Origin of the sequence: Herbidospora sakaeratensis, assembly GCF_001570525.1 — a bacterium.
Taxonomy (GTDB): domain Bacteria; phylum Actinomycetota; class Actinomycetes; order Streptosporangiales; family Streptosporangiaceae; genus Herbidospora; species Herbidospora sakaeratensis.
Map to the genome: position 1 here is coordinate 312,928 of NZ_BBXC01000010.1, position 26,470 is coordinate 339,397.

Genomic DNA, 26,470 nt, shown 5'->3' on the forward strand with positions numbered 1-26,470 from the left:
CGGGGACAGGCGGGACCAATCAACTCCCGAGGAGGTCCATACGTGGACACGTCAAGTACACCGGCGACCGAACCCACGGCTGCCACCGCAGGACAAGAAGAGAAAGTGTGGCGGGCGGGCAAGCTGGAGCCGATGCCCATCCGCACCCTGCCCGACGCGCCCCCGTCGGTGCACATCCTCGGGCCCACCGTGTTCCTCGTCGCGCTCGGCGTGGGCATGGGCGAGTCGTACATGTGGCCCCGGTTGGTGCTGCTGTTCGGGCCGGAGATCCGCTGGTTGTTCCTCGTCGGCGTGACCCTGCAGGCCGTCGTCATGCTGGAGATGGCCCGCTACGCCATGGCGACCGGCGAGAGCATCTTCTTCGGCGCAGCGCGCGTCTTCAAGCCGCTGATGTGGTTCTTCTTCGTCGTCGCGATAGCGGTCTACATCTGGCCGGGCCACCTGTCGGCGGGCGCGGCGGCGTTCGAGGAGATAACCGGCATCCCATGGACAGTGACCGCGGTATGCGGCCTGCTCCTGGTCGGGGTGGTGTTCAGCCTCGCCAAGGTCATCTACAGCCTGCTCGAGAGCCTGCTGTCGATCCTGATCGGGGCGCTGGTGATCGGCACCGCGATCGTCGCCGCCATGGTCGGCACCTGGGGCGACGTCGTCAGCACCGTCACGGGCATGTTCGCCATCGGCTACATCCCCGACGGGGCGCTGACGGCCACGTGGTTCCCGGTGATCGTGGGATCGATCGCCTTCGCCGGTCCGTCCGGAATGCAGCAGATGTGGTACACCCTGCACCTGCGTGACTCCGGCGCCGGCATGGGCGCGCACATCCCGCAGATCCGCGGCCTGCGGCACGCGGGCGAGGAAGAGCAGATGCCCGCGCGGGGCTTCATGTTCGACACGAACAACCCCGAGGAGATGAAGAAGTGGCGCGGCTGGCGCCGCTGGGTCACCTTCGACGCGTTATTGCTCTTCTGGGGCGTCACCATGCTGGTCACCATCTCCTTCACGGTGATCGCGCAGGCGGCGACGCGGCAGACGCCGGGCGTCAAGGAGATCATCGCCAACGGCGAGCGCGAGGCCGCCCTGTCGGCCATGGCCGACTCGTTCGCCTCGGCGGGCAGCTCGGTCCTCGGCGTCATCTTCCTCGGCTTCATCTCGCTCATCGGTCTCAACGCGACCCTCGGCCTGTTCGACTCGTTCTCGCGCGGCCAGGCCGACATGACCTACCACTTCGTCAAGGGCGCCAAGAAGATGCGCATGTCGCACCTCTACGCGGCCTTCCTGTGGGGCGTCATCGCCTTCGGCATCCTGATCCTGCTGTTCGGCCCGGCCGACGGACCGAGCGGCATCCTCGACACGCTGGCGTTCCTGTCGACGTTCGCCATGGGCGCCTACTGCGTGACACTGCTCCTGGTCAACAACCGCATGTTGCCGAAACCGATCCGCCCCAAGTGGTGGTCGAACCTGATCATCGGCTTCGGCGCCGTGTTCTACCTCGGCATGCTCCTCTACAGCCTCTTCGCCTACGGCGTCGTGGTCGGCTGACATGGCGCCCGACCGACCCTCCATCCGGCAGGCCGCGGAGCTCGCCCTCCCCGGCCTCGCGATCGGAGCCGTCGGCGGCGCCATGGCCGGCGGGCTGACCCTCATCGCAGGGCAGCCCGCCGGTTGGGCCGCCGTCTCGGCGCTCACGCTCGCCCTCCCGCTGGGCCTGTTCGGCGGCCTCTTCAGCACGCTGTGCGGGCTCGGCGGCCCGTTCCGCCCGGGGCTGTTCGCCCCGGCCGGGCTGTTCTGGCTGCTGGCCTTCCCGCTCTCCCGGCTGACCCAGGAGGTCAGCACCGGACTCATCCTCGACGGCCAGGTCGTCCTCGCGGGCGGCGTGGCGGGCTTCCTCGCCTATCAGGCGCTGGTCAGCCTGGGTTTCGCGATCGGTTTCGTCTGGCTCCACGAACGGCTCATGCCCCATTGGCTGATCCGGTTGGCAGGACGCAACCCTGTGGCGCGTACCCTGCTTCAGCGCTATATCGAGCACGCCGAGGCCCTCGACCACCAACGCCGTAACCGGAAGGCACGTGGAAAGGGCCAGACGAAAGGAGTCCGATGAACCTTCCCGCCTGGGTCTGGGTGGCCACGGTCGCGGGATTCGCCCTCGTGCTCGCGTTCGACTTCTGGCTGGTCGCACGCAACCCGCATGAGCCGTCGTTCCGCGAGTGCGTCAGCTGGGTCCTGTTCTACGTGGGCCTGGCCGTCGTGTTCGGCATCGGCCTCTGGGTCCTGTGGGGCAGCGACCACGGCGGAGAGTTCTTCGCCGGATGGATCACCGAATACTCGCTGAGCGTCGACAACCTGTTCGTCTTCCTCATAATCATGAGCCGGTTCCAGGTGCCGAGGCAGTATCGCCAGAAGGTCCTGCTGATCGGCATCATCATCGCCCTGGTCATGCGGGGAGGCTTCATCGCCGCCGGCGCCGGGGCGATCTCGCGGTTCGACTGGCTGTTCTACATCTTCGGCGCCTTCCTGATCTACACGGCGTGGAAGCTGATCGGCCACGAGGAGGAAGAGGCGGAGTTCTCCGAGAACATCGCCCTGCGCACCGTCCGCAGGGTGCTGCCCTCGACCGACAAGTACCAGGGCGCCGCGATGACGGCCCGCATCAACGGGCGCCGCGTGGTGACCCCGATGCTGATCGTCATGGTGGCCATCGGCACCACCGACCTGCTGTTCGCCCTCGACTCGATCCCGGCCATCTTCGGGCTCACCCGAGAGCCCTACATCGTGTTCACCGCCAACGCGTTCGCGCTGATGGGCCTGCGCCAGCTGTTCTTCCTGATCGGCGGCCTGCTCGACCGGCTCGTCTATCTGAGCAAGGGTCTGTCGGTCGTGCTCGCCTTCATCGGCGTGAAGCTCATCATGGAAGCCCTGCACCACGACGGCGTCTCGTGGGCGCCCGAGGTGCCGATCGCGGTCAGCCTCGGCGTGATCATCGGAACACTGATCGTGACGACCATCGCCAGCCTGATCAAGACCCGCATGGACGACCGCCGCGCCGCGGCCGAGCCCCCGGCTCCCAAAGACGACGCGGGCGAGGAGGACCGCCAGAAGGCCGACATCGACAGCTGACCCTGCTTCACCCGGCCTCCGTGGGTTCCGCTCCCACGGGGGCCGTTCGGGCCATCGGTGTTGGGTTAGCCGGCCCCCGGATGACGTCGGACCTCGGCGTGGATCACACGCGTCAGTCCGACGCCGGAGGCAGGGGGCGGGTCAGCGCTGTTCGGCCTTGACGGGCTCGGTGGCCCACTGGCGGACGTGGCTCTCGACGCCATCGGCGGAACGCGCCTTCCGCAGCGCGGTGGCGAGGCCCAGCCCGATCGGGCGGCCGTCGGCCGAGGCGCCCAGCGGGCCCTCGAAGGCGCGCAGCTTCTCGAAGAACGACTTCATGCGAATACACCTCCTTCGGGACTGTTCTCCACTACCCGGGAAAGCCCCGGGTATCGGGTGCGCCGGCTGCCCGGTGCGGGCGGGCCGGCGGGTCTTTGGGTGTGTTGCCCGTTCGCTCTCCCGGATCGATCGTCGGGGATGTCGTGGGCGGTGACACCGTGCGGTGGTGCGGAACAGCTGGGCGGGTTTCCGTATCCGGAAGCCCTTACGAGTTTCCCAGCGGGGCATTAGGGCCGGGTTTCACGCGTGGAAACACGGGTGTTTTCCGTTGTGGGATGGGGGTGACCAAAGAGATCAGCCGACTCCGTGTGCGATGAATTCACTTCGCCTGAAATTCACGCGACGATTCTCCGCGTCACCTTCATCTGGAAAGCCGGCAGACGCTTCGGCTGCTGAGCGGTAGGGCGTGGGTGGATCGTGAGCGAGTCAGGGCACGGGCAGCCAGCCTCGGATTTGTCGGTGGTCACTCTTCGAATCAGGTGCTCGGACCCTTGCCCGTTGGCCGAGGGATCCGCTTGCGTGGCCGCCCCTGTTTTCGGCTTCCTTCGGCAGGGTCCTTCAGTCCGGGTCCGCTCGGCAGGTCCGCTCGGCAGTTCCTTAGCCGGGATTCACCCGGCAGGTCCGCTCGGTAGGGTCCTTCAGCCGAGGTTCACCCGGCAGGTCCGCTCGGCAGGTTCCTTAGCCGAGGTTCACACCCGGCAGGTTCCTTAGCCGAGGTTCACTTGGCAAGGTCCGCTCCGGAGGTTTCTTGAGCCGAGGTTCACTCGGCAGGTTCCTACAGCCGACTGCCTTCGCGGGTTCCTGCGGCACGCGGGAACCAGACGTGACCTGCCGCTTTACGGGCCGGTCGTTCGTTTCTCCCCTGAGCCGGTTCGCGCCTCCCCCTGAGCCGGTTCGCGCCTCCCCCTGAGCCGGTTCGCGCCTCCCCCTGAGCCGGTTCGCGCTGGGCCGGTTCAGCCGGATACCGCGCGCGGCCGGCGGCGGCGGATGGGAGCCGGGGGCTCCTCCACCGGGTGGGCGGCGCGGGACTCCAGGTAGGACTGGCGCGTGTGCTCGGTGTGGCGGCGCATGATGTCGGCGGCGACGTCCTCGTCGCCCGCCTCGATCGCGTCGATCAGGGCGGCGTGCTCCTCCCACGAGGCCCGGCCACGGTGGCGGGCCACGGGGGTGTGATACCAGCGCACCCGGCGGGCCACCTGGGAGGTCAGGTCGGCCAGGACGCGGTTGCCCGACATGTTCACCACGGCGGTGTGGAGCTCGCTGTTGGCGGCGACCGCGGCGTCGACGTCGTCGGCCACACAGGCGGCCAGACCTCGGTTGCAGATGTCGCGCAGGTCGGAGATGTCGGTCTTGTCGGGGTTACGGGCGGCCAAGCGGGCCGACTCCGCCTCCAGCAGCGTGCGGACGGCGAGGAGCTGGTCGGCTTCCTCGACCGTGGGGGAGTGGACATAGGCGCCGTGGCCGGGCCGCAGATCGACCCAGCCCTCGCCGCTCAGCAACTGAAGGGCCTCTCTGACCGGCTGGCGGGAGACGCCGAGGTTGTCGGCAAGTTCGTTTTCGACCAGGTGCTGACCCGGCTTCAAGCTGCCGATGATGATGAGCTCGAGGATCCTCTCCAAAACGCTCTCCCGCAGGGTTGTGGGACGAACGATCTTCGCGGTGGAGCCCTGGTTGGCGAGCATCGGGTTTCTCAACTCCTGGAAACGACCACTCAAAATGTTTGTCGTCGACTGCCTACAGCATACATTCCTGACATTATCGCTGGCCGTGACATCGCTCACATCGGCCGGCCGGAATTCGTAATCCTCTTTACAGAGACGGCGCGGGAAGAGTGGCCGGCACTCCCGGCCGTCGCAGGGTGGCGCAGAGCAGGGCCGTCGCAGTGGCGACGAGGGTGGCCGCCACGAAGACGGGCGCCCCCGCGCCGGTCCCGAGGCCGGGCAGGGCGACGATCGCGAGCCCCACCCCGGCCGGACCCGCGACGGCCTTGGCCGTGTAGACCAGACCGTGGATGCCGTGGACGCGGTCTTCGCCGAAGTACTCCCGTACGAGCGCCGCGATGAGCGGGTAGATCGCGCCGCCACCCAGACCCGCCGGGATCGCAGCCGCCACCGCGATCATGGGCGCGGCGGACGCCGAAGCGGCGATGGCCAGCATCCCCTGCGCCAGCGCCAGCAGCGCCAGCGCCGACGCCAGCACCCGCACGCGGCCGAAACGCTCGGCCAGGGGGACCGCCGCCGCCCGGCCCGCGCCGGTGAGGGCCAGCAGGACGGCCAGGGCGAGCCAGGGCGGCGTGGGGCCGAGGAACGCGAGGGCGATCACATCGAAGATCGCGACCGCGCCGGCCCCGACGAGGATCGCGGTCAGCACGACCAGCGTGGGGGTGCGAACCGCCTCGCCCAGCGAGAACTGCCGGGCGGCGCGCGGCTGGCGGTGGAGGACCCGCCGGTCGAGGGCCCACGCGCGCGGGTCGATCTCCGGAGGCCACCAGTTGGCGGGCGGAGTGCGCAGGACGGCCGCCGCCCAGGCGATCGCGGCCAGGCCGAAGCCCGCCACGACGGGCCATAAGCGCAGGTCGAGCGCGAGCGGAAGCGCGCTGCACGAGTAGGCGCCGGTCACGAAGGCGACGCGCACGCCCGGGCGTTCGGGATACCAGCGGGCGATGGTCTCGGTGCAGGCGGCGTACACGAGCCCTGCCCCGGTGCCGCCGAGCAGGCCGTAACCCACCAGCAGCGGGACGCCCGGAGCGGTCAGCGACGGGATCGCGAGGGCGCACAGGAGCGCGCCGAGCCAGAGGGCGACGCGGACGCCGACGACCCCGCGCGAGAGCAGGCGGGTCGCGGGCAGCGCGACGGCGGCCTGGCAGGTGAGCCAGACCGCCAGTGGAAGCAGGACCTCGGCGGGGGTGACGCCGTGGGCGCGGGCGACCGAGGGGGCGAGGGCGGCGTAGCCGTATTGCATCGGGCCGACCGCCGCCATGGCCGCCATGGCGGGCCACACCATCGCTGATCTGGGACGGCCGGTGATCTCTGGGGCTGTTGGGCCCACCTGGTAGAGCCGTCCGCGCCAGTCTCTGACTTCCAATGTATCCTGCATACCGTATGGAATATCCCAAGCAACGCCTCTTGTCGAGAGGGGTTTACGACCTCACTTCCATACGGTATACCGTCTACAAGATGCGTTGAGGGAGGCCCCATGGACCTGTTCGAGCACCAGGCGAAGGAGCTGTTCGCGCGCTACGGCGTTCCCGTCCCCGAGGGGGCGGTGGCGGCGACGCCTGAGGAGGCGCGCGCCATAGCCGCCGAGCTGGCCGGGCCGGTCGTGGTCAAGGCCCAGGTGAAGACGGGCGGTCGCGGCAAGGCCGGCGGCATCAAGCCCGCTCCCGGCCCGGCCGCGGCGGAAGACGCCGCGCGAACGATCCTCGGAATGGACATCAAGGGTCATCTGACCCGGCGGGTCCTGGTCGAGGTGGCGAACGTGCCGGCAGAGGAGTACTACGCGGCCTTCCTGGTCGATCGCGCGGCCGGGTCGTTCCTGGCGATGTGCTCGGCCTCGGGCGGCATGGAGATCGAAGAACTGGCGGCCACCGATCCGGGCGCGCTGGTCAAGGTGCCGATCGATCCGCTGCGCGGGGTCGACCACGAGACGGCGGCCTTCATCGTCACCGAGGCGGGGTTGCCCGCCGACGTCGCCGGCGAGGCGGCCGACATCCTCGTCGGGTTATGGAAGGTCATGGCGGGCGAGGACGCCGTGCTCGTCGAGGTCAACCCGCTGGCCCGCACCGCCGACGGCCGCGTGCTCGCCCTCGACGGCAAGGTCACGCTCGACGAGAACGCCGACTACCGCCACGAGCGTCCCGCCGACGACACCGTGGGCGGCGACGACCTCGAGAGCCGGGCCAAGGCCAAGGGGCTCAACTACGTCAAGCTCGACGGTTCCGTCGGCGTGATCGGCAACGGCGCGGGGCTCGTCATGAGCACCCTCGACGTCGTCGCCCAGGCCGGGGCCAAGCCGGCCAACTTCCTCGACATCGGCGGCGGCGCCTCCGCCCAGGTCATGGCCGACGGCCTCGGCGTCATCCTGTCCGACCCCGACGTGAAATCGGTGCTGGTCAACGTGTTCGGCGGCATCACCGCCTGCGACGCGGTGGCCGACGGCATCGTGGCCGCCCTCGCCACGCTCGGCGAGCAGGGTGCGACCCACCCGATCGTGGTGCGGCTCGACGGCAACAACGCCGAGGCGGGCCGCCGGATCCTCGATCAGGCCGCACACCCCGCCGTCCGGCAGGTCCCGACCATGGACGGCGCCGCCGAAGAGGCGGCCAGGCTGGCCAACGCGGCCGCGTGAGGAGACCCCCAGAATGTCGATCTTCCTGAGCAAGGACAGCCGCGTCGTCGTGCAGGGCATGACCGGCGCCGAAGGCGGCAGGCACACCGCCCGCATGGTCACGGCGGGCACCAACGTCGTGGCCGGGGTGACGCCGGGCAAGGGCGGGCAGGTCCACCAGGGCATCCCGGTGTTCTCGTCGGTCGCCGAGGCGATGGATTCGACCGGTGCCGACGTGTCGGTGGTGTTCGTGCCGCCGCGGTTCACCAAGGGCGCGGTCCTGGAGGCGGTCGACGCCGGGATCGGGTTGTGCGTGGTGATCACCGAAGGGGTGCCCGTCCACGACAGTCTCGAGTTCCTGACCCTGGCGAAGCAGAGCACGACCCGGATCATCGGGCCCAACTGCCCCGGCCTGATCTCGCCCGGCGCCTCCAACGCCGGCATCATCCCCGCCGACATCACCGCGCCCGGGCGCATCGGCCTGGTGTCCAAGTCGGGCACCCTCACCTACCAGCTGATGTACGAGCTGCGCGACATCGGGTTTTCCACAGCTGTGGGAATCGGCGGCGACCCGGTCATCGGCACCACCCACATCGACTGCTTGAAGGCGTTCCAGGACGATCCCGACACCGACGCCATCGTCATGATCGGCGAGATCGGCGGCGACGCCGAAGAACGGGCCGCCGCCTACATCGAGCAACACGTCACCAAGCCGGTCGTCGCCTACGTCGCCGGGTTCACCGCGCCCGAGGGCAAGACGATGGGCCACGCGGGCGCGATCATCTCCGGCTCGGCCGGCACCGCCCAGGCCAAGAAAGAGGCCCTGGAGAAGGTCGGCGTCAGCGTCGGCCGCACCCCCAGCGAGACCGCCCGGCTCATGCGCACGCTGTTGGAGGCCGCATGAGCGCGCTCCGCTACAGCGTCAACCTGTCGATCCTGTTCACCGAGCTGCCGCTGCTCGAACGCTTTGAGGCCGCGGCCAAGGCCGGGTTCGACGCCGTCGAGTTGTGGTGGCCGTTCGACGGTCCGCAGCCGTCCGAGCTCGAACTCGACCGGTTGCGGACTGCCGTCCACGACGCGGGGGTGCGGCTCGTCGGGCTCAACTTCGACGCAGGCGACATGGCCGGGGGCGACCGCGGGCTGGTGTCCTCCCCGGGCGCGTCGGCCCGGTTCCGGGCCAACGTCGAGGTCGCCGTCGGGCTGGCCGAGTCGCTCGGCTGCCGGCGGCTCAACGCGCTATACGGCAACGCCGAACCAGAGGTGTCCGTCGAGGTCCACCGGGCGATCGCGGTCGAGAACCTGCTCTACGCCGCCGAGGTGGCCGACCAGGCGGGCGCGATGGTGCTGGTCGAGGCGCTCAACTCCTACGAGAGCCCCCACTACCCGATCGTCTCCTCCGAAGAGGCGTTCCGGCTGCTCGACCAGGTCGGCGTGGCCAACGTCGGGTTCCTGGCCGACCTCTACCACCTCCACCGCATGGGCGAAGACGTGCTCGACCTGATCGGCCGCCAGTGGGAGCGGTTCGGGCACGTGCAGATCGCCGACGACCCGGGGCGCGGGCAGCCCGGCACCGGCGCCATGCCCTACGACCGCATCTTCGCGCGGCTCGCCGCCACCGACTACGACGGCCACGTGGGCCTCGAATACCGTCCGGTCGGCCCGAGCGCCGACAGCTTCGCCTGGAGGAACGGATGAACGTCGGCTTCATCGGCCTCGGCATCATGGGCACGCCCATGGCCGCCAACCTCGTCCGGGCCGGGCACACCGTGATCGGCTACGACGTCAGCACCACCCGGCTCGACGAACTGGCCGAGCTCGGCGGCAAGGCCGCGGCGAGCATCGGCGAGGCGGTCGCGCAGGCCCATGTGGTGATCACGATGCTGCCCGACTCCCCGCAGGTCGAGGAGGTCGTCTTCGGTGAGGGCGGCGTGCTCGACCACGCCCCCGCCGGGCTGCTCCTGATCGACATGAGCACCATCCGGCCCGAGACCTCGCGCCGGGTCGCGCAGGCGGCGGCGGTGAAGGGCGTGCACGCGATCGACGCGCCCGTCAGCGGCGGCGAGAAGGGCGCGGTCGACGGCACCCTGTCGATCATGATCGGGGGCCGGGCCGAAGACGTCGAGTCGGCCCGGGAGATCCTGCGGGTGCTCGGCACCACGATCGTCCACGTCGGGCCCGCCGGGGCCGGGCAGACCGTCAAGGCCGCCAACCAGCTCGTCGTCGGCGGCACCTACGCCCTGGTCGCCGAGGCGATCGTGCTGCTGGAGGCCTCGGGGGTCGACCCGAAGGCGGGCATGGACGTGCTCGCGGGCGGCCTGGCGGGCTCGCGCATCCTGGAGCTCAAGCGCCACTCCATGATCGAGCGCAGCTTCCATCCGGGTTTCCGCATCGACCTCCACCACAAAGACATGGGCATCGCCACCGCCGCCGCCCGCGAGGCCGGGATCGCGCTGCCGATGACCGCGCTGGTCGCCCAGCTCATCGCGGCGGCCAGGGCCCAGGGCCACGGCGCGCTCGACCACTCCGCCCTGCTGAAAGTGATCGAAAGGATCAACTCGTGAAGCGGATCCCCTGCATGGAGGCGGCCGTCGCGGTGATGGAGAGCGAAGGCGTCGACACCGTCTTCGGCATCCCGGGCGCGGCCATCCTGCCGCTCTACGCGGCCCTGCAGCACAGCTCGATCAAGCACATCACGGTCCGCCACGAAGAGGGCGGCACCCACGCCGCCGACGGCTGGGCGCGGGTCACCGGCAACGTCGGCGTCTGTATCGGCACCTCCGGCCCGGCCGGCACCAACATGATCACCGGGCTCTACACGGCGATGGCCGACTCGATCCCGATGATCTGCATCACCGGTCAGGCGCAGAAGGCCAAGCTCCACCAGGAGTCGTTCCAGGCCGTCGACATCGTCGAGATCGCCAAGCCGGTGACCAAGTGGGCGGTGCAGCTCAAGGAGCCGGCGCAAGCGGCGTGGGTGTTCCGCGAGGCGTTCCGCATCGCCCGGTCGGGGCGGCCGGGGCCGGTCCTGATCGACCTGCCGATCGACGTCCAGCGCGGCACCTGCCTCTACGACCCCGAGCTCGACGCGCCGCTGCCGGTCGACGTGCCGCAGCCGTTACCCAAGGCCGTCGGGGCGGCGGTCGACCTGCTGTCGGCCGCCGAGCGCCCGCTGATCCTCGCGGGCGGCGGCGTCGTCATCGCCGACGCCTCCACCGAGTTGCGCGAGCTGGCCGAGCACCTCCAGATCCCGGTGCAGGTCACCCTGATGGGCAAGGGCGCCTTCCCCGAAGACCACCCGCTGTTCGCCGGCATGGCCGGCATCCAGACCCAGACCCGGTGGGGCAACGCGGCGTTCCTCGAGAGCGACCTGGTGCTGGCGGTCGGCGCCCGCTTCGGCGACCGGCACACCGGCGACCTCGACGTCTACCGCAAGGGCCGCCAGTTCATCCACGTCGACATCGAGCCGACCCAGATCGGCCGGGTCTTCGAGCCCGACCTCGGGGTCGTCGGGCACGCCCGGCCGACGCTGGCGGCGATGGCCACCGTGGCGCGCGCCCGCGGCAAGGCCCGGCGCCCGTCGGCGTGGGCCAACCGGGTCGGCGAACTGCGCCGCACCCTCCCGCGCCGCGACGACTTCGACGAGACCCCGATCAAGCCGCCGCGGGTGTTCCGCGAGCTCAACGAGTTCTACGGCCCCGACACCACCTTCGTGACCGCGATCGGGCTCTACCAGATCTGGTCGGGCCAGTTCCAGAAGACCTACCTGCCACGCCGCTACCTCGTCTGCGGCCAGGCCGGGCCGCTGGGCTGGGAGGTGCCGGCGGCGATGGGTGTGAAGTGCGCCCATCCCGACCGCGAGGTCGTCGTGGTCGTCGGCGACTACTCCTTCCAGTTCCTGATGGAGGAGGTCGCGGTCGCCGCGCAGTACCAGATCCCGTTCGTCATCGTCATGATCAACAACGAGTATCTGGGGCTGATCCGGCAGGCCGAGATCCCCTACGACATGAACTTCGCCGTCGACCTCCACTACGGCGAGGGCGGCATCGACCACGTGAAGGCGATGGAGGCGTTCGGCTGCCCGGCCCGCCGGGTCGAGGAGCCCGGCGACATCCGGCCCGCCCTCGAATGGGCCACCGCCGAAGCCCACCGGTCACGGCTCCCGGTGCTGGTCGAGGTCATGGTCGAACGTGAGGCCAACGCCGCGATGGGCCCGTCGCTCGACGCCATCAAGGAGTTCGAGCCGCTGCCCGTGCTGGCCGAAGACATCGACTGGTCCGACTGAGAGGGACGACAGCCATGCCGCCCACGCCCAAGCCCGGCACCTGCCGGTCCGACTGAGAGGACGACAGCCATGCCGCTCATGCTCAAGCCGGGCACGGCCTGGACCGACGCCTACGGCCGCTGCGTCGACCTGGCCCCCGAGGCGTTCAACGACGACCGGGTGCTCAACCACTGGGGAGGCATCTGGCACCGCGACGGCCGCACCACCCCCGCCGTCACCCCCGTCGACGGCACCTCCATCGCCGGCCCGCCCCGCCTCGACCGGTCGGCGGCGGCGCGGGCCGTGCACGCGGCCGTCGACGAACACCGCCGCTGGCGGCACACCCCCGTCGCCGAACGCGCCGCCCGGGTGTCGGCCGCGCTCGACGCGATGGAGGCCCACCGCGACCTGCTGTCGTTGCTGCTGGTCTGGGAGATCGGCAAACCCTGGAAGCTCGCGACCGCAGACGTCGACCGGTGCATCGAGGGCGTCCGCTGGTATGTCGGCGAGATCGCCCGCATGACCGACGGCCGCGTCCCCCTGGCCGGTCCGGTCTCCAACATCGCCAGCTGGAACTATCCGATGAGCGTGCTGATGCACGCCATGCTGGTGCAGGTCCTGGCCGGCAACGCCGCCATCGCCAAGACCCCCACCGACGGCGGCCTGTCGTGCCTGACCCTGGCGACCGCGCTCGCGGTCCGCGAGGGCCTGCCGCTGACCCTCGTGTCGGGCAGCGGCTCGGAGTTGTCGCGGGTGCTGGTGCGCGGTCAGGAGATCGGCTGCGTGTCGTTCGTCGGCGGCCGCGACACCGGCGGCCAAGTCGCCACGTCGCTGGCTGACCTCGGGCGGCGGCACATCCTCGAACAGGAGGGCCTCAACTGCTGGGGGGTCTGGGAATACAGCGACTGGGCCACCCTGACGGGCCAGATCCGCAAGACCTACGACTACGCCAAGCAGCGCTGCACCGCCTACCCGCGGTTCATCGTGCAGCGGTCGGCGTTCGACCACTTCCTGGCCGCCTACCTGCCGGCCGTGCAGGGAGTGCGCTTCGGCCACCCCCTCGCCGTCGAGTCGGCCGACGACCCGCTGCCCGAACTCGACTTCGGCCCGCTGATCAACAACGCCAAGGTGAAAGACCTGGCCGACCAGGTCGACGAGGCGATATCCAAGGGCGGCGTGCCACTGTTCCGGGGAGCGCTGGATGACGGGCGGTTCCTGCCCGGGCAGGACATCTCGGCCTACATGGCCCCGGTGGCGATCCTCACGCCGCCCCGCTCGTCCCCGCTGTTCCACGCCGAACCGTTCGGCCCGGTCGACACGGTGGTGCTCGTCGACACCGAAGCCGAACTGCTCGCCGCGATGAACGCCAGCAACGGCGCCCTGGTGGCGACCATCTCCTGCGACGACACCCGCACCGCCGCGCGCCTCGCCTCCGAGGTGCGGGCCTTCAAGGTCGGCCACAACACGCCCCGGTCGCGTGGAGACCGGGAGGAACTGTTCGGCGGGTTCGGCGGGTCGTGGCGGGGGGCGTTCGTGGGGGGCGAACTGCTGGTCCGCGCGGTGACCCAGGGGCCCGCCGACGAACGGCTGCCAGGCAACTTCGGCAACCAGACGCTGTTACCGGCGTAGCAGACGTGACCTGGCGGCGGCGTTCAGCTCGGGGCCGACCCGCCGCCAGGCCACTCGCTGAAGGTCCCGCGACATCGATGCCGAGCCACGTCGAATCCCCACAACCCTCGACGAGACGCACTCCCTGGCGGGTATCGCCGGCGAATGGATTCCACTGGGCGTTCGCCGGTTTGGATCACCATCAGGTCCGCCTTCGCAGCTCGCCGACCGGTGCGCAGTCATCGCGGATCTGGCAGCACTCAATGCTTTTCCGTTACGGCTCCGCCTGGTCGGCACCGCCCGCCGCTCGGGGTGCCGGCCGGTGGGCGGCGGCAACCGGCCGTTGCGGGTCGCGCCGTTTCGGGCAAGGAACGTGCGTCTTGCGTTTGTGCGGTCTCAGGTGTGTCGTGTCGGGGTGTGCTATTTGAGTCGCGACCTTTGGGTCGCCTTCAGGTACGCAGCTACGGGGTGGTGCGCACATGCCTCTCCCTTGTTTCGCTAACGGGTACAACTTTCCGCAAGACGGACACGTTTCCGCGAGACGGGCACAGCTTCCACGGCACGGGCACAGCTTCCACAGGGCTGCCCGAGCTTCCACGGGACGGGCACAGCTTCCACAGGGCTGCCCGAGCTTCCATGAGACGGGCACAGCTTCCACGGGACGGGCACAGCTTCCACAGGACGGGCACAGCCTCCATAGGGCTACCCGAGCTTCCACAGGACGGGGACGGCTGTGCTCACGAGACGAGGGCGGCTGGGCCCACGAGTCGGGCACAGCGCCGCGGGGGTGGGCGCTGGTCGTTCTGCCGGAGCAGCCGCATTTACCCCTGATCAATAGGCCAGATCGGCCGGATGCCCTCGGCACCTTCCAGGCAACGTGTTGCGGGAGGTTGAGGTCGCCTGTTCCCCTCGGGTTCTCGTAAACGGCCGTAGGTCCACTCGCGCTACTCGGTACTGGGACCGTGGGAAGAGCTGAGCGGGGCTGCCTGTAGGTTTTCCGTGCGGGCCAGGCAAGCCATATTGGTTGTGTTCAAGGCCCCGACCTAATTGGTTCTGCGGCGTGAATTCGTGGCGGAATGTCTCGCCGACCTGATTGTCGATGTCGTATCCGATGTCGACCGGGCCGACGAGGCGGCAGTCGGTGAACCGCGCGGGGATGCGGCGGTTCTGGGCGGCGTGCACCAGGCCACAGCGCACGTCCGACCGCCCAACTGGGCCCGGGACAGGCAGGATCGGGCTCGTCACGCGGGCGAGGAGGGCTTCCAAGCTCATCCCCTAGACCGGGGCTGTCACGGCCGCTTTCGTCGCGGCGCCGTCAACGTCGAGGAGACAAACGAGGGCGTGATGCCGAATCGGTGCATGAGGCATTCGTCCAGTGGGGCAGGGACCGAGGTCCACTGACGCGAGGGCGACGGCCGCGAGCGCCGGGAGGCCCGCACGTGGGCATCGTCGGCGCGAATCTTCCGCAGACCCAGGATCGCGACCGGGAACAGTGATGGCAGCGCGCGTGTGAGGTAGTCGCCGATTCTCGGGCGAACCACGCAATGTGGTCGGTCAACGTCGAGTCTCTGGACTCGTCCGAGGGCTGACACTGCCGGCAATGCGCTCGCCCACATCGTCCAGTCATGAGCCGACTCGGGGTCCGGGCGTTCCCCCAAAGGAGGTGTGCGGCCTTGCCGTTCAGGCGTCCACTGCAGGAGCTTGGACATCAGGGCGTGGAGGGCGGCTGGATCGCGGTGACGACGGCGATCCACCGCCAGGCCCTCAATGAACCACTTCCGTGAGCCGATCGACGTTTTCTTGGGTCAGCCGAACATCGGGTTCTCCGGGATGTCGGCCTTGGCGTAGATCTGGTGGGTCACGCCGTTCTTGAAGACCGTCAGGTCGACCAGTTCCAGCCCGAGCCGCTCGCCGTCGTCGAAGAGCCGCTTCTTGCCCTCGCCCACGATGATCGGGTGGACCAGCAGCCGCAGCTCGTCGAGCAGCCCCTGCCGCAGCAGCCACATCACCAGCGTCCCGCTGCCGGTGATCGAGATGTCCTTGCCCTCGGCGGCCTTGAGCTCGCGGATCTGCGTGGCCACGTCGCCGGAGATGATCGAGGAGTCGGCCCAGGTCGTCTCGGTGAGGGTGTCGGACACGACGTACTTGCGGACGTTGTTGATGAAGCTGGAGAACGGCACCTCGGGGCCCTGGGCGGGCCAGTAGCTCTGGAACTCGGTGAAGGTGCGGCGGCCGAACAGGACCGTGTCGGCGTTGGCGATGGTGCCGCTGACCGCTTCGCCCATCTCGTCGTTGAAGTAGGGGAAGTGCCACTGGTCGGGGGCCTCGACGACGCCGTCGAGGGAGACGAAGAGGCCCGAGATGATCTTCCGCATGTCTGCTCCTTGGGTTTGTCGCCCCCCTTCGGGGCGGTATCCGTAGCCTCTCACCGACAACTTTTCTTGTCAAGAAAAACTGAGTGTTCGGCTTGGGCTCCGTGTTACGTTCCGGCGCGGACCACCCCCACGACAGGTCACCCCATGCGCCTCTACCTGTTCATCCGCGCGGTCGCCGGGTTCGCCATGGCCTGCGCGTTCACCCTCCAGCTCGTCTACCAGGCCCAGGTCGCGGGGCTGGGGCCGCTCGAGCTCGTGCTCGCGGGCACGGTGCTCGAGGTCGTGATCTTCACTGCCCAGGTGCCGACCGGGGTGCTGGCCGACCTGCACAGCCGCAAGTGGTCGGTGGTCGTCGGGTACGCCCTCATCGGGTCGGGCACCCTGCTCGAAGGGGTCGTGCCGGCGTTTGCGGTGATCCTGGCCGCGTCCGCCCTGATGGGGGTCGGCTACACGTGCGTCGAAGGGGCCGAGGAGGCGTGGGTGGCGGGCGAGCTGGGCGACGGCGCCGCGCGGGCGTTCACCCGGGGAGCACAGGTGAGTCAGGCGGCCACGATCGCCGGGATCGTCGCGTCGGTCGGGTTGGCGTCGCTGGAGTTGCCGATCCCGCTGCTCGTCGGGGGAGGGCTGCTTCTCCTGCTGGCGGCGGTGCTGGCGGTCGTCATGCGGGAGTCGCCGTTCGAGAAGGTCGGCGCGCCACGGGAGCACCTCTCGGAGTCGATCAGGGAGGTGCGGCGGCGACCCGCCCTCTGGTTCCTCATGGTGGCCGTGGCGTGCACCGCCTTCGCCGCCGAGGGCGTCGACCGGCTGACCCAGCTGCACTTCACCCAGGCGTTCGGTACGCCCCTGCTCTGGTTCGGCGTCATCTCCATCGGCGCGATGGCCGCGGCCATCGTCCTCACGCAGCTGGCCGACGGCAGCGGGATGCGGGGGCTGATCATCCTGCAGACGGGCGCGGCCGCCTCGGCGCTCGTGCTGGCCACCTCGGGGTGGTTCTGGCTCGCGGCGGCGGCGTCCGTGCTGCTGAGCGCGACCCGCGACGCCGCCCGGCCCACGATGATCACCTGGGTGACCGATCAGACCGAGCCGGGCAGCCGGGCGACCGTGCTCTCGTTCCTCGGGCAGACCGACGCCGCCGGCGAACTCGCGGGCGGCCCGCCGCTCGGGCTGACGGCCGAACGGTTCGGCATCCGGGTGGCCCTCGTCGGCGCGGCCGGGGCGCTGGCGGTCGCGGTGCCGTTCCTGCGGCTGGCCCTGGGGCGGCGTCGCGCGACCAGGTAAGGACATCAAGTAAGGACATGACGCCGTCGTCTCCCCGTGTTCACCCGTGCGTCCGCCGGGCAGGAATCGGATCATGGCCATGGTTGAGCCCCACGACATCCGGTCCCTGCTCGCCTCCGAGATCCCCGACGCCGCGCTCGTCGTCGACGACGGGAGGGTGCGCGTCGTCAGTGAGGAGCACGCTCACCACGCCGCCGTCGTGGTCACCAAGCAGACTCTCGTCGACAAGCTCGACGCCGGGGGCATGTCCCCTGACGAGCTCACCGACGACCACGTCAAGCACATGGCGAAGGCGCTCGATCAGATCGCCCAGAAACCCGGCGTTTAGCCTCGCTGCGGTCATTCGCCCTTTTCGGGTGATTTACTCGCGGTTGCCAGACTCCAGCCGTGAAGATCGTGCGGCTCGCCAACTTCGTCACCGCGACCTCTGGTGGGCTGCGCACCGCACTGGCCGAGCTCGGGGCGGGGTATGCCGCCGCGGGGCATGAGCCGTTCCTCATCGTTCCGGGATCGATCGCGTCGGTCCGGGAGTCGGAGTCGGGGCTGGTCATCACGCTTCCCGGTCGGATCGTGCCGGGGACCGGCGGTTATCAGGTCATCACCGCGCGCGGGGCGGTCCGGCGCGTGCTCGAACAGATCAAGCCCGACCGGATCGAGGTCTCCGACCGGGCGACGTTGCGGTGGACCGGGCGCTGGGCGCGGGAGCGCGGTGTCGGGTCGGTCATGGTCTCGCACGAGAGCCTGGCCGCGCTGCTGCCGCCGCTCGCCGATCCGCTGAACCGGGCCACCGCGCGGTCGTACGACACCGTCGTCTGCACGACCACCTGGGCGGCGGCCGAGTTCCGCAGGATCGGCGCGCCGAACGTCACCCATGTCCCCCTTGGCGTGGACCTCGACCGGTTCACCCCCGACAACTTCGATCAGGCCACCCGCGACCGGCTGGCCCGCCCCGACGAGGTGCTGCTGGTCGTCTGCTCCCGGTTGTCGATCGAGAAGAAACCCCACCGGGCCGTCGACGCCCTCGCGGAGCTGCGGCGCCGCGGGGTGAACGCGGTGCTCGCGGTGGCGGGCGAGGGACCGCTGCGGGCCCGGCTGGAACGCCGGGCCGAAGGGCTGCCGGTCAGGTTCCTCGGACATCTCACCGACCGGGCCGGTCTTGCCGCTCTGCTGGCGACCGCCGACGTCGCCCTCGCCCCGGGCCCCGCCGAGACGTTCGGCCTGGCCGCACTGGAGGCGCTGGCCTCCGGGACCCCGGTGGTGGCCGATCGGCGCAGCGCCCTCGGGGAGGTCATCGGCCTTGCGGGGAGATGCGTCTTCGGTCATCCCGGAGCCTACGCCGACGCGGTGGAAGACCTGCTGAAGCAACGGGACCGCCGGGATCTGGCGCGGCGACGCGCCGAACGCTTCAGCTGGGCCGCTTCGGTGGCCGGATTCCTGAAGGTGCACTCGACATGAGGGTCGCCGTCATCTCCGAATCGTTCCTGCCCCAGGTCAACGGGGTAACGAACTCCGTCTGCCGCCTGCTCGACCACCTCGCCGCCAACGGCCACGAGGCGCTCGTCATGGCTCCCGACCCTGGACCGGCCAGCTACGCGGGCTTCCCCGTCGTGGCCACGCCGGCCCTCGCCCTGCCCTTCTACCGTGACTTCCGCGCCGGGCTGCCGAGCCGCCTGGTGCTGCGCACGTTGCAGCGGTTCCGGCCGGACATCATCCATCTCGCCTCACCGGCGGTGCTCGGCGCGTCCGGGATCCGGGCCGCGAGCCGCCTCGGCATCCCCGTCGTCGCGGTGTTCCAGACCGACCTGGTGGGCTTCGCCCGCCAGTACGGCCTGCGCGTCGCCGGTCCGTTCATCTGGCGCCGCCTGCGCGCCATCCACGGCGCGGCCGCCCGCACGCTGGCGCCGTCGAGCGCGACGCTGAACGAGTTGCGCGCCAACGGCATCCCGCGGCTGGCCCGCTGGGGCCGCGGCGTCGACCTGACCGGGTTCCATCCCGATCGCCGCTCCGAGGCCCTGCGCACGGAACTGGCGGCCGGCGGCGAGGTCGTCGTCGGGTACGTCGGCCGGGTCGCCGCCGACAAGCGGGTGCACCTGCTGGCCGGGGTCGCCGACATCCCGGGCGTGCAGCTCGTGGTCGTCGGCGACGGGCCGGCCAAGGAGGCGCTCGGGAAGCTCATCCCGCGTGCCGTCTTCACCGGGCTCAAGACCGGCCCGGCGCTGCACGAACTGGTCGCCTCGTTCGACGTGTTCGTGCACCCGGGCGGCAACGAGACCTTCTCGCAGGCGGTCCAGGAAGCCCTCGCCTCCGGGGTTCCGGTGGTGGCGGCGGCCGCGGGCGGACCGCTCGACCTGGTGCGCGACGGCCGTACCGGACTGCTCTACAAGGCCGACGAGCCCGCCGCGATGCGCGGCGCGGTCGATCGGCTGGTCGCCGACGCCGCGCTGCGGCGGCGGATGGGCGAGGCGGCGCGGGCGTCGGTCGAGGACCGGACCTGGAACGCCGTCTGCGCGGAACTTCTCACCCACTACCGGGAGGTGCTGCTCGAAACGGGCGTCCGCAAAGACCTAGTGTTGACGGATGGCCAAGGGTGAAGCCAAGGGTGAAGAACGTGACGGCGTCGAGCTGACCAACCTCGACGTCCAGCTCTTCGACGGCGCGAACGCGACGAAGCGCGACCTGATCGACTACCTCGACGCCGTCTCGGCGCGGATGTTGCCGGGCCTGCGTGACCGGCCGTTGTCGGTCATGCGGGTCAGGCCCGGCCAGCCGCCCTTCATGCAGAAGAACCTGCCCAAGTACGCCCCCGGCTGGATCCGCACCGAGGAGATCTGGGCCGAGGCGTCCAAGCGGGAGGTGCACTATCCGGTCTGCGACGACCGGCGCACCCTGTTCTGGTTCGGCAACCAGCGCGCGGTCGAGTACCACGCGCAGCTCTACCGGTCGTCGGGCGAGCCGCACCAGACCCACCTGGTGCTCGACCTCGACCCGCCCGAGGGCGCCGGCTTCGACGTGGTGGTGAAGGCCGCCGCGCTGGTGCGCCGGGCGCTCGCCGACACCGGCCTTGAGGCGGCCGTGAAGACGAGCGGCTCGAAGGGCGTGCACATCCTGGTGCCGCTGGCCGGCGCGCCCTCGTTCGAGGACGTCGCCGCCGCCACCCGCGCCCTGGCGGTCCGGGCGGAGAAGCTGGGGCCCGAGATCGCGACGACCGCGTTCATCCGCGAAGACCGCGAGGGCAAGGTCTTCCTCGACTCGACCCGCGCCGGGGGCGCGACGATCGTCGCGGCCTACTCACCCCGCATCAGACCGGAGGTGCCGGTCTCCCACCCCGTGGCCTGGGACGATCTGGGGTCGGTCACCCCGCAGGACTTCACCATCAAGACCCCGCTCCCCCGCGAGGACCTGTGGGCGGCCCTGATGCCCGAGCCGCAGACCCTGCCCGCCGACCTGATCGAACACGGGCACACCATTCCGGTCGCCCGGGTGCAGGCCATGCACGAGGGCAAACGCCGCGCCAAGGCCCGCCGGGAGGGATAGCCGCCCGCGCCCGCTTCCCGCCCAAGCCCTCGGCCGTCCACGGAGCCCTAGTCGGCCAGCCAGTGGCCGTGGAAGCCGCGCGGCACCCGCCGGGGCAGGTGCACCGAGGCGACGTGGGAGAGGTCCTGCGCGTCGAGGACGAGCAGGTCGGAGCCCTGGTCGGTGAAGACGAGGGAGACCAGCCAGCCGTCGTCCTCGGCGTCGCCCCGGGGCACGAAGACGGCCTCTCCCGGTCCGTCGGCCTCGTGGCTCTGAACGGCGCCGGAGGCCAGGTCGTACTTGACGATCTCGGCGCCGCCCGCCGCGTAGACGTAGCGGCCGGGGAGCCCGGTGCGGGCGTCGTTGATGGTCGGGAACTCGACGGTGCGGTCGTCGAGCTGCTCCTCCCTGGCGGTGGCGCCGGAGATGGTCCAGCGGTGGAGGCGTGAGCCGATCACCTCATGGGCCGGGTTGGGGCTGCCGCTGATGTGGCCCCACATGCCGGTGAAGGTGCCGGGGGAGTAGCGGACCGCGTCGAGGACGATGTTCCCGGCGGCGTCCTCGCGGGCGTTGCCGACGTGGAAGACGTAGCAGGGGTCGACGTCGACCCAGGTCACCGGGCCGCCCGTCTTGCGCATGTAGCCGATGCGGGCGCCGTAGTGGTCGTCCCAGCGGTAGGGCATGCCCTCGCCCTTGAACGCCAGGTCGAGGTCGAACACGACCGGCAGGTCGAGCCAGACGACGTGGTTCTCGGTGATCGCGAAGTCGTGCATCATGGTCGGCCCGGGGACCGGGATCTCGCGGCTCTCGACCAGGACGCCGTCCTTCGACAACCGGTGGTAGGTCAGGTAGGGCGCGAAGAAGCCGTAGCCGAAGAAGTGGAGCTCGCCGGTGACCGGGTCTTCCTTCGGGTGGGCGGTCATGGCCGTGGTCAGCCGGCCGCCGAAGTCGACCGGGCCGATGGTGTCGAGCTCGGGGCTCATCTCGTAGGGCAGCCCGGCCTCGACCAGGGCGTAGATGCGGTCGTCGTGCCGGATGACATTGGTGTTGGCCGGGACGACCGCCAGGTCGAAGTTGCCCTGGTCGTCGACGTAGACGCCCTTTTTGGTCGTGACCCACCGGTTGCGGTACCACTCCGCCCGGCCGTCGCGGAGGCGGACGCCGTGGATCATGCCGGGCCCGGTGAACCAGTGGCCCGGGTCCTGGCCCGGCAGCGGGTTGGGGCCGTTGCGGAAGTAGCGGCCGGTCAGCTCGGGCGGCAGGGCGCCGGTGATCGGCAGGTCGAACGCCTCGATCTCGTCGGGGACCGGGGCGAGTTGCCCTTCCAGGTAGGTCTTCGCCATGGCGCACTCCTCTGACATTCCTATAGTGACATGTCGAAGGTAGACGTTCCATTAGAGACATGTCAACGAGGGAAGGTAAGGTTCGGGGCATGAGCCTGCGCCACGCCCTGCTCGGGCTCCTGTCAGAGGGCCCGGCGAGCGGCTACGACCTGCTGAAGCTCTTCGACAACTCGCTCGCCAACGTGTGGCCGGCGACGCAGAGCCAGCTCTACGGGGAGCTCGGCCGCCTCGCCGACGCCGGGCTGATCACGGTGCGGTCAGAAGGGGCCCGAGGGCGCAAGGAGTACGCCGTCACCGACGACGGGCGCGCCGAACTGCGCCACTGGCTGCTCAACGTGCCGCCGACGCCGATCCGGCGCTACGACATGCTGCTGCGGGTCTTCTTCTTCGGCCAGATCTCCCCCGACGACGCCATCGCCTACCTGCGCGAACAGCAGCAGGCGGCGGCGGCCGAGGGCGAGCGCCTGGCCGAGGTGGGCAAGATGATCGAGCCCCACCAGGACAACTTCACGGTCTACGGACGGCTGGCCCTGGAATGGGGGCTGCGCTCCAACCGCCTGCACCAGGAATGGGCCGAGTGGGCCATCGGCGAGGTCAAGGCCCACGACCCGGCGGCCGACCCCGGCCCCTGCTGATCAGCCGAGGATTCTCCGCAGGCGTTCCCTGGCCGGGCCGTGCAGCCGCGACAACCAGCGGGTCAGCACCTTCTCGCCGAACCCCTCGATCAGCACCTTCTCCTCGTGGGGGGCGAGGTCGCCCTCCAGGCGCTCCTCCACGGCCGGGAGCAGGTCGTCGGCGAACGGGGCCGCCGTGCGGAGCACCAGGTCGCGGCTGACGTTCTGCTCGACCCAGTCGGGGGGCGCGTTCACGAAGCCGCCGAGCGGCCCGGCGATCATCCGCTGGAGCGCGGGCACGCAGCGCGGGTCGCCCTGCTTCACCAGCACGCACATCGCGATCTCGCCCAGGTCGGGGTCGTCGGCGAGCTCGGCCACCCGGTCGAGGTAACCCGGTTCGTCGATCCAGGCCACGATGTTGCGCAGCGCCGCCTGCCGCACGCTGAAGTCGGGGTGGTCGGTCAGCGCCAGCACCAGCGGGCCCAGGGGGCGGCCGTGGTCGCTCTGCGCGGCCAGCCCGGCCGCCTCCCAGCAGCAGGCCGCGGGCGGGCGCTTGCGGCTGAGCAGGATGGTCAGCAGGCGGCCCAGCGCCTCGGGGCGGCAGCGCAGCCGTTCGCACACCACGCCGGTCACCGTGTCCCATTCGGGGTCCATCCACGGCAGCCGCTCGGCGCAGTTGGCCACGCCGTTCTCGGCGCACAGGGCGAGCGCGGCGACCGACGCGTCGTCGGTCTCGCCGGCCCGGACCAGCAGGCCGAACGCCGCGCCGAAGCGCAACTCCGGATGGCCGGAGCGCAGGTGGCCCCGGACGAACGGGACCTGGGCGGGGTGCCGCGCCAGCGCGACCAGCGTCGCCATCCCGGCGGCGATGTCGGGCTCGACCTCCATGTGGCCGCGCAGCACCGGGCCGAGGGCGGGGTCGGGGACGTACGAGAGCACGAAGGCCACCACCCGGCGCAGCCCGGGTGACGGGTGGTCGAGCAGGTCGAGCAGCCGGGGCACGTCGTACGTCACCGCGGCCAGCCGCTCCGGCCACGGCCCGGAGGGGGACGCGCCGACCTCGTCGGCGAGCCAGCGCAGACCGGCGGCGCTCGCGGTGCCCGGTTCGTCGCCCGAGGTGCCGAAGTCCCGGACGGCGTCGTCGGCGGCGAACACGCTACGTCGCGGCGAAGTAGGCGGCCATGACCTGCGAGTGCAGGGGGAACGCCAGCTCTTGTGGCTCCTTCACGACCAGCCACTCGGAGGTCTCCGGAGTGGGGGCGAACACGGGGAGGTCGGGGCTCGACAGGGCGGGCCCCCGGCCGAAGACGAGGACGGTGCCGTCGGGGGCGCTGAGCACGTCGAACAGCGTCACGTCGGCGGCGGAGACGGTGATGCCGGTCTCCTCGAACAGTTCGCGGGCCGCGGCCTGCTGCCACGACTCGCCGAGGTCGATGAATCCGCCGGGGAGGGCGAGCTGCCCGAGCCGGGGCTCGATCGCCCGCCGGATGACGAGCAGGCCCTCGTCGACCGGGAGGACCATGACGGCCACCGGCAGCGGGTTCTGGTAGGCGGTGTTGCCGCAGCCGGCGCAGAGGCGGGGCCAGGGCTGGTCGAGCGCGTAGGAGGCGCCGCAGAAGGAGCAGTGTGAATTCCGGATCGCCACGTGCTGAGCGTATCCGGAAAAGGTGCAGGATAGCCGGGTGAACGCGGGCACCGTCGGCCAGGCCATCGGCCTGTTCGTCATTACGAATGTGGACGATCTCGTCCTGATCGCTCTCTTCTTTACCCAGACCACCGCTTTACGTATTTTCCTGGGCCAATACCTCGGATTCGCGGCAATCCTCGCCGTCTCGGTGGTGGTCTCGATCGGTGCGGCGCAGCTGCCGGGCGACCTCGTCAGGTGGCTCGGGCTGATCCCGCTCGCGCTGGGTCTCAAGGCCCTGTGGGAGCTCAGGAACAACGACGAATCCCCTGAGAAGGCGCCTACGGGCATCCTCGCCATCGCCGGCATCACCCTCGCCAACGGCGGCGACAACATCGGCGTGTACGTCCCGGTCTTCGCCACCCAGGGCGCCCTCGTCTACGTGGTCGTCTTCCTGGTTCTGGTCGGCGTGTTGTGCGTGATCGGCCGGTTCCTGGCCACCCGGCCCGTCGTCGCCAGGGCCCTGGCCCGGTGGGGGCACCTCGCCTTCCCGGTCGTGCTGATCGGGATCGGCGTCCTCATCCTCGTGGCGCATACATGATGACGAGCACCCCGAGCAGGCAGATCGCGGCGCCGATCAGGTCCCACCGGTCGGGGCGGAAACCGTCGAAGACGATGCCCCAGACCAGCGACCCGGCCACGAACACCCCGCCGTAGGCGGCCAGGATCCGGCCGAACTCGGCCGAGGGCTGGAGTGTCGCGACGAACCCGTAGACGCCCAGCGCGATCACTCCGGCCCCGGCCCAGACGAGCCCGCGGTCTTCGCGGACCCCCTGCCAGACCAGCCACGCCCCGCCGATCTCGGCCACGGCGGCGACGGCGAACAACACCAGGGAACGAACGATCGTCACCCCGGTGACTGTAGTTACCTCTTGGTCGAGTAGGAGTGGGCCCCCGCCCCCGCCAGGTGGCCGCCTTCGACGATCAGGTACTCCTCGCGGATCGGCCGGCCCTCGAAGAAGCACTCCAGGATCTCGCGGGTGCCCGCGGAGTAGCGGGCCTGGGCCGACAGGGAGGAGCCCGACATGTGCGGCGTCATGCCGTGGTGGGGCATGGTGCGCCACGGGTGGTCGGGCGGGGCCGGCTGCGGGAACCACACGTCGCCCGCGTAGCCGGCCAGCTGCCCGCTCTGGAGGGCGCGCACGATCGCGTCGCGGTCGGTGATGCGGGCGCGGGCGGTGTCGATGAGGTAGGCGCCGCGCTTCATGGTCGACAGCAGCTCGTCGCCGAACAGGCCCTCCGTCTCGGGGTGGAGCGGGGCGTTGATCGTGACGACGTCGCACACCGGCACCATGTCGGCGGTGCTCTCGTGCCACGTCAGGTTCAGGCTCTCCTCGACCTCGCGGGGCAGCCGGTGGCGGTCGGTGTAGTGGAGGTGGACGTCGAACGGCGCCAGCCGCTTCAGCACGGCCAGCCCGATGCGGCCCGCCGCGACCGTGCCGACGTGCATGCCCTCGAGGTCGTACGACCGCTTGACGACGTCGGCGATGTTCCAGCCGCCCTCCTTGACGACCTCCCAGGCGGGCAGGTAGTCGCGGACCAGCGACAGGATCATCATCACGACGTGCTCGGCGACGCTGATGCTGTTGGAGTAGGTGACCTCGGCGACCGTGACGCCCTTCTCCACGGCGGCGTCGAGGTCGGTGTGGTCGGAGCCGATGCCGGCCGTGACGACCAGCTTCAGGTTGCGGGCCTTCTCGAACCGCTCCGGGGTCATGTACGCCGGCCAGAACGGCTGCGAGATCACCACGTCGGCGTCGGGCAGCTCGCGGTCGAACGTCGAGTCGGCGCCGTCCTTGTCGGAGGTGACGACCAGCGTGTGGCCGTTGTCCTCCAGGTATTTGCGCAGGCCGAGCTCGCCCGAGACGCTGCCGAGCAGCACGCCGGGGGCGAAGTCGACCGCCGAGGGGGTGGGCAGGGTCTGCCCGCCGGGATATCCGCTCAGTTCCGGCAGCCCGTCGCGGGCGTATTCCTTCGGGTAGCCGTCGACCGGGTCGTCGTAGAGCACACACAGGACCTTGGCCATGGGTATCGCC

General features: G+C 70.3%; 25 protein-coding genes. 16 read left to right on the forward strand and 9 right to left on the reverse strand.

Features of this window, described 5'->3' with window-relative positions; genetic code table 11:
• Nucleotides 1–132 precede the first annotated feature (132 nt).
• Genes AW271_RS14675 through AW271_RS14685 form a run of 3 tightly spaced genes read left to right on the forward strand, consistent with a single transcriptional unit; the run spans nt 133 to nt 3,114 of the window.
• The gene (locus AW271_RS14675) at nt 133–1,539 is read left to right on the forward strand and encodes an Nramp family divalent metal transporter (RefSeq protein ID WP_062337529.1); all 1,407 of its coding nucleotides are present in this window, start codon (nt 133–135) and stop codon (nt 1,537–1,539) included.
• A gap of 1 nt (nt 1,540) precedes the next feature.
• Entirely contained in the window at nt 1,541–2,098 is a 558-nt protein-coding gene (locus tag AW271_RS14680) for a hypothetical protein (protein WP_062337033.1), read from the forward strand.
• Nucleotides 2,095–3,114: a TerC family protein gene (locus AW271_RS14685; RefSeq protein ID WP_062337035.1), complete on the forward strand. Its 1,020-nt coding sequence runs from the start codon at nt 2,095–2,097 to the stop codon at nt 3,112–3,114. Before AW271_RS14680 ends, AW271_RS14685 begins: the two co-directional genes overlap by 4 nt.
• A 141-nt stretch (nt 3,115–3,255) precedes the next feature.
• Here AW271_RS14685 and AW271_RS39665 read toward each other — a convergent pair whose 3' ends face one another.
• From AW271_RS39665 to AW271_RS14695, 3 genes are all read right to left on the reverse strand, one after another.
• A complete protein-coding gene (locus AW271_RS39665) occupies nt 3,256–3,432 on the reverse strand; it encodes a hypothetical protein (RefSeq protein ID WP_157554154.1) in 177 nt (58 codons plus the stop codon).
• A 953-nt stretch (nt 3,433–4,385) separates the two neighbouring features.
• Complete coding sequence (locus AW271_RS14690) at nt 4,386–5,114, reverse strand: GntR family transcriptional regulator (RefSeq protein WP_062337037.1); 729 nt, start codon at nt 5,112–5,114, stop codon at nt 4,386–4,388.
• A gap of 127 nt (nt 5,115–5,241) precedes the next feature.
• The gene (locus AW271_RS14695) at nt 5,242–6,420 is read right to left on the reverse strand and encodes an MFS transporter (RefSeq protein WP_169806332.1); all 1,179 of its coding nucleotides are present in this window, start codon (nt 6,418–6,420) and stop codon (nt 5,242–5,244) included.
• Between the two features lie 207 nt (nt 6,421–6,627).
• Here AW271_RS14695 and sucC point away from each other — a divergent pair, with 207 nt between their 5' ends.
• The 6 genes from sucC to AW271_RS14725 all read left to right on the forward strand — a co-directional run bounded on the left by sucC (nt 6,628) and on the right by AW271_RS14725 (nt 13,648).
• A complete protein-coding gene (gene sucC / locus AW271_RS14700) occupies nt 6,628–7,779 on the forward strand; it encodes an ADP-forming succinate--CoA ligase subunit beta (RefSeq protein ID WP_062337040.1) in 1,152 nt (383 codons plus the stop codon).
• Nucleotides 7,780–7,792: 13 nt separating this feature from the next.
• Nucleotides 7,793–8,662, forward strand: a complete 870-nt coding sequence (sucD, locus tag AW271_RS14705) for a succinate--CoA ligase subunit alpha (RefSeq protein ID WP_062337041.1) — start codon at nt 7,793–7,795, stop codon at nt 8,660–8,662.
• The gene (locus AW271_RS14710; RefSeq protein WP_062337042.1) at nt 8,659–9,453 is read left to right on the forward strand and encodes a hydroxypyruvate isomerase family protein; all 795 of its coding nucleotides are present in this window, start codon (nt 8,659–8,661) and stop codon (nt 9,451–9,453) included. The genes sucD and AW271_RS14710 overlap by 4 nt, the downstream gene beginning before the upstream one ends.
• Nucleotides 9,450–10,319, forward strand: a complete 870-nt coding sequence (locus tag AW271_RS14715) for a 2-hydroxy-3-oxopropionate reductase (protein WP_062337043.1) — start codon at nt 9,450–9,452, stop codon at nt 10,317–10,319. Before AW271_RS14710 ends, AW271_RS14715 begins: the two co-directional genes overlap by 4 nt.
• 14 nt (nt 10,320–10,333) lie before the next feature.
• Entirely contained in the window at nt 10,334–12,040 is a 1,707-nt protein-coding gene (gcl, locus tag AW271_RS14720; protein WP_062337530.1) for a glyoxylate carboligase, read from the forward strand.
• Nucleotides 12,041–12,109: 69 nt separating this feature from the next.
• Nucleotides 12,110–13,648: an aldehyde dehydrogenase family protein gene (locus tag AW271_RS14725; RefSeq protein WP_062337044.1), complete on the forward strand. Its 1,539-nt coding sequence runs from the start codon at nt 12,110–12,112 to the stop codon at nt 13,646–13,648.
• 1,784 nt (nt 13,649–15,432) lie between these two features.
• Here the strand turns inward: AW271_RS14725 and AW271_RS14730 are convergent.
• Nucleotides 15,433–16,002, reverse strand: a complete 570-nt coding sequence (locus AW271_RS14730; protein WP_062337046.1) for a dihydrofolate reductase family protein — start codon at nt 16,000–16,002, stop codon at nt 15,433–15,435.
• 144 nt (nt 16,003–16,146) lie between these two features.
• Here AW271_RS14730 and AW271_RS14735 point away from each other — a divergent pair, with 144 nt between their 5' ends.
• From AW271_RS14735 to AW271_RS14755, 5 genes are all read left to right on the forward strand, one after another.
• Entirely contained in the window at nt 16,147–17,280 is a 1,134-nt protein-coding gene (locus AW271_RS14735) for an MFS transporter (RefSeq protein WP_062337048.1), read from the forward strand.
• Nucleotides 17,281–17,353: 73 nt separating this feature from the next.
• Nucleotides 17,354–17,608: a hypothetical protein gene (locus AW271_RS14740; protein ID WP_157554157.1), complete on the forward strand. Its 255-nt coding sequence runs from the start codon at nt 17,354–17,356 to the stop codon at nt 17,606–17,608.
• Nucleotides 17,609–17,667: 59 nt separating this feature from the next.
• A complete protein-coding gene (locus AW271_RS14745) occupies nt 17,668–18,735 on the forward strand; it encodes a glycosyltransferase (RefSeq protein WP_062337052.1) in 1,068 nt (355 codons plus the stop codon).
• The gene (locus AW271_RS14750) at nt 18,732–19,871 is read left to right on the forward strand and encodes a glycosyltransferase family 4 protein (protein ID WP_062337054.1); all 1,140 of its coding nucleotides are present in this window, start codon (nt 18,732–18,734) and stop codon (nt 19,869–19,871) included. The genes AW271_RS14745 and AW271_RS14750 overlap by 4 nt, the downstream gene beginning before the upstream one ends.
• Nucleotides 19,858–20,814, forward strand: coding sequence for a DNA polymerase domain-containing protein (locus AW271_RS14755; RefSeq protein WP_062337056.1), 957 nt, complete (start codon nt 19,858–19,860; stop codon nt 20,812–20,814). Before AW271_RS14750 ends, AW271_RS14755 begins: the two co-directional genes overlap by 14 nt.
• Before the next feature lie 47 nt (nt 20,815–20,861).
• Here AW271_RS14755 and AW271_RS14760 read toward each other — a convergent pair whose 3' ends face one another.
• The gene (locus tag AW271_RS14760) at nt 20,862–22,136 is read right to left on the reverse strand and encodes a carotenoid oxygenase family protein (RefSeq protein WP_218008052.1); all 1,275 of its coding nucleotides are present in this window, start codon (nt 22,134–22,136) and stop codon (nt 20,862–20,864) included.
• Nucleotides 22,137–22,225: 89 nt separating this feature from the next.
• On the opposite strand from AW271_RS14760, the gene AW271_RS14765 reads away from it, so the two are divergent.
• A complete protein-coding gene (locus tag AW271_RS14765; protein ID WP_062337060.1) occupies nt 22,226–22,771 on the forward strand; it encodes a PadR family transcriptional regulator in 546 nt (181 codons plus the stop codon).
• Here AW271_RS14765 and AW271_RS14770 read toward each other — a convergent pair whose 3' ends face one another.
• Nucleotides 22,772–23,905: a hypothetical protein gene (locus AW271_RS14770; RefSeq protein WP_062337062.1), complete on the reverse strand. Its 1,134-nt coding sequence runs from the start codon at nt 23,903–23,905 to the stop codon at nt 22,772–22,774. It abuts the gene before it with no gap.
• Between the two features lies 1 nt (nt 23,906).
• Nucleotides 23,907–24,395, reverse strand: a complete 489-nt coding sequence (locus AW271_RS14775; RefSeq protein ID WP_245653060.1) for an NUDIX domain-containing protein — start codon at nt 24,393–24,395, stop codon at nt 23,907–23,909.
• 37 nt (nt 24,396–24,432) lie between these two features.
• On the opposite strand from AW271_RS14775, the gene AW271_RS14780 reads away from it, so the two are divergent.
• The gene (locus AW271_RS14780; protein ID WP_062337064.1) at nt 24,433–24,975 is read left to right on the forward strand and encodes a cadmium resistance transporter; all 543 of its coding nucleotides are present in this window, start codon (nt 24,433–24,435) and stop codon (nt 24,973–24,975) included.
• Here the strand turns inward: AW271_RS14780 and AW271_RS14785 are convergent.
• Nucleotides 24,953–25,285 (reverse strand): YnfA family protein, encoded by a 333-nt coding sequence (locus AW271_RS14785; RefSeq protein WP_062337066.1) that lies wholly within the window; start codon nt 25,283–25,285, stop codon nt 24,953–24,955. The two genes, AW271_RS14780 and AW271_RS14785, sit on opposite strands and share 23 nt — an antisense overlap.
• Before the next feature lie 14 nt (nt 25,286–25,299).
• The gene (locus AW271_RS14790) at nt 25,300–26,460 is read right to left on the reverse strand and encodes an NAD-dependent formate dehydrogenase (protein ID WP_062337068.1); all 1,161 of its coding nucleotides are present in this window, start codon (nt 26,458–26,460) and stop codon (nt 25,300–25,302) included.
• Nucleotides 26,461–26,470: the final 10 nt, after the last annotated feature.

Coding starts and splice junctions, on each gene's coding strand:
- AW271_RS14750 (WP_062337054.1), top strand. CDS start 18,732: ATGAGGGTCGCCGTCATCTCCGAATCGTTCCTGCCCCAGGTCAACGGG.
- AW271_RS39665 (WP_157554154.1), bottom strand. CDS start 3,432: ATGAAGTCGTTCTTCGAGAAGCTGCGCGCCTTCGAGGGCCCGCTGGGC.
- AW271_RS14675 (WP_062337529.1), top strand. CDS start 133: ATGCCCATCCGCACCCTGCCCGACGCGCCCCCGTCGGTGCACATCCTC.
- AW271_RS14685 (WP_062337035.1), top strand. CDS start 2,095: ATGAACCTTCCCGCCTGGGTCTGGGTGGCCACGGTCGCGGGATTCGCC.
- gcl (WP_062337530.1), top strand. CDS start 10,334: ATGGAGGCGGCCGTCGCGGTGATGGAGAGCGAAGGCGTCGACACCGTC.
- AW271_RS14715 (WP_062337043.1), top strand. CDS start 9,450: ATGAACGTCGGCTTCATCGGCCTCGGCATCATGGGCACGCCCATGGCC.
- sucC (WP_062337040.1), top strand. CDS start 6,628: ATGGACCTGTTCGAGCACCAGGCGAAGGAGCTGTTCGCGCGCTACGGC.
- AW271_RS14710 (WP_062337042.1), top strand. CDS start 8,659: ATGAGCGCGCTCCGCTACAGCGTCAACCTGTCGATCCTGTTCACCGAG.
- AW271_RS14680 (WP_062337033.1), top strand. CDS start 1,541: ATGGCGCCCGACCGACCCTCCATCCGGCAGGCCGCGGAGCTCGCCCTC.
- AW271_RS14760 (WP_218008052.1), bottom strand. CDS start 22,136: ATGGCGAAGACCTACCTGGAAGGGCAACTCGCCCCGGTCCCCGACGAG.
- AW271_RS14755 (WP_062337056.1), top strand. CDS start 19,858: ATGGCCAAGGGTGAAGCCAAGGGTGAAGAACGTGACGGCGTCGAGCTG.
- AW271_RS14790 (WP_062337068.1), bottom strand. CDS start 26,460: ATGGCCAAGGTCCTGTGTGTGCTCTACGACGACCCGGTCGACGGCTAC.
- AW271_RS14735 (WP_062337048.1), top strand. CDS start 16,147: ATGCGCCTCTACCTGTTCATCCGCGCGGTCGCCGGGTTCGCCATGGCC.
- AW271_RS14765 (WP_062337060.1), top strand. CDS start 22,226: ATGAGCCTGCGCCACGCCCTGCTCGGGCTCCTGTCAGAGGGCCCGGCG.
- AW271_RS14695 (WP_169806332.1), bottom strand. CDS start 6,420: ATGGCGGCCATGGCGGCGGTCGGCCCGATGCAATACGGCTACGCCGCC.
- AW271_RS14690 (WP_062337037.1), bottom strand. CDS start 5,114: ATGCTCGCCAACCAGGGCTCCACCGCGAAGATCGTTCGTCCCACAACC.
- AW271_RS14740 (WP_157554157.1), top strand. CDS start 17,354: ATGGCCATGGTTGAGCCCCACGACATCCGGTCCCTGCTCGCCTCCGAG.
- AW271_RS14730 (WP_062337046.1), bottom strand. CDS start 16,002: ATGCGGAAGATCATCTCGGGCCTCTTCGTCTCCCTCGACGGCGTCGTC.
- AW271_RS14725 (WP_062337044.1), top strand. CDS start 12,110: ATGCCGCTCATGCTCAAGCCGGGCACGGCCTGGACCGACGCCTACGGC.
- sucD (WP_062337041.1), top strand. CDS start 7,793: ATGTCGATCTTCCTGAGCAAGGACAGCCGCGTCGTCGTGCAGGGCATG.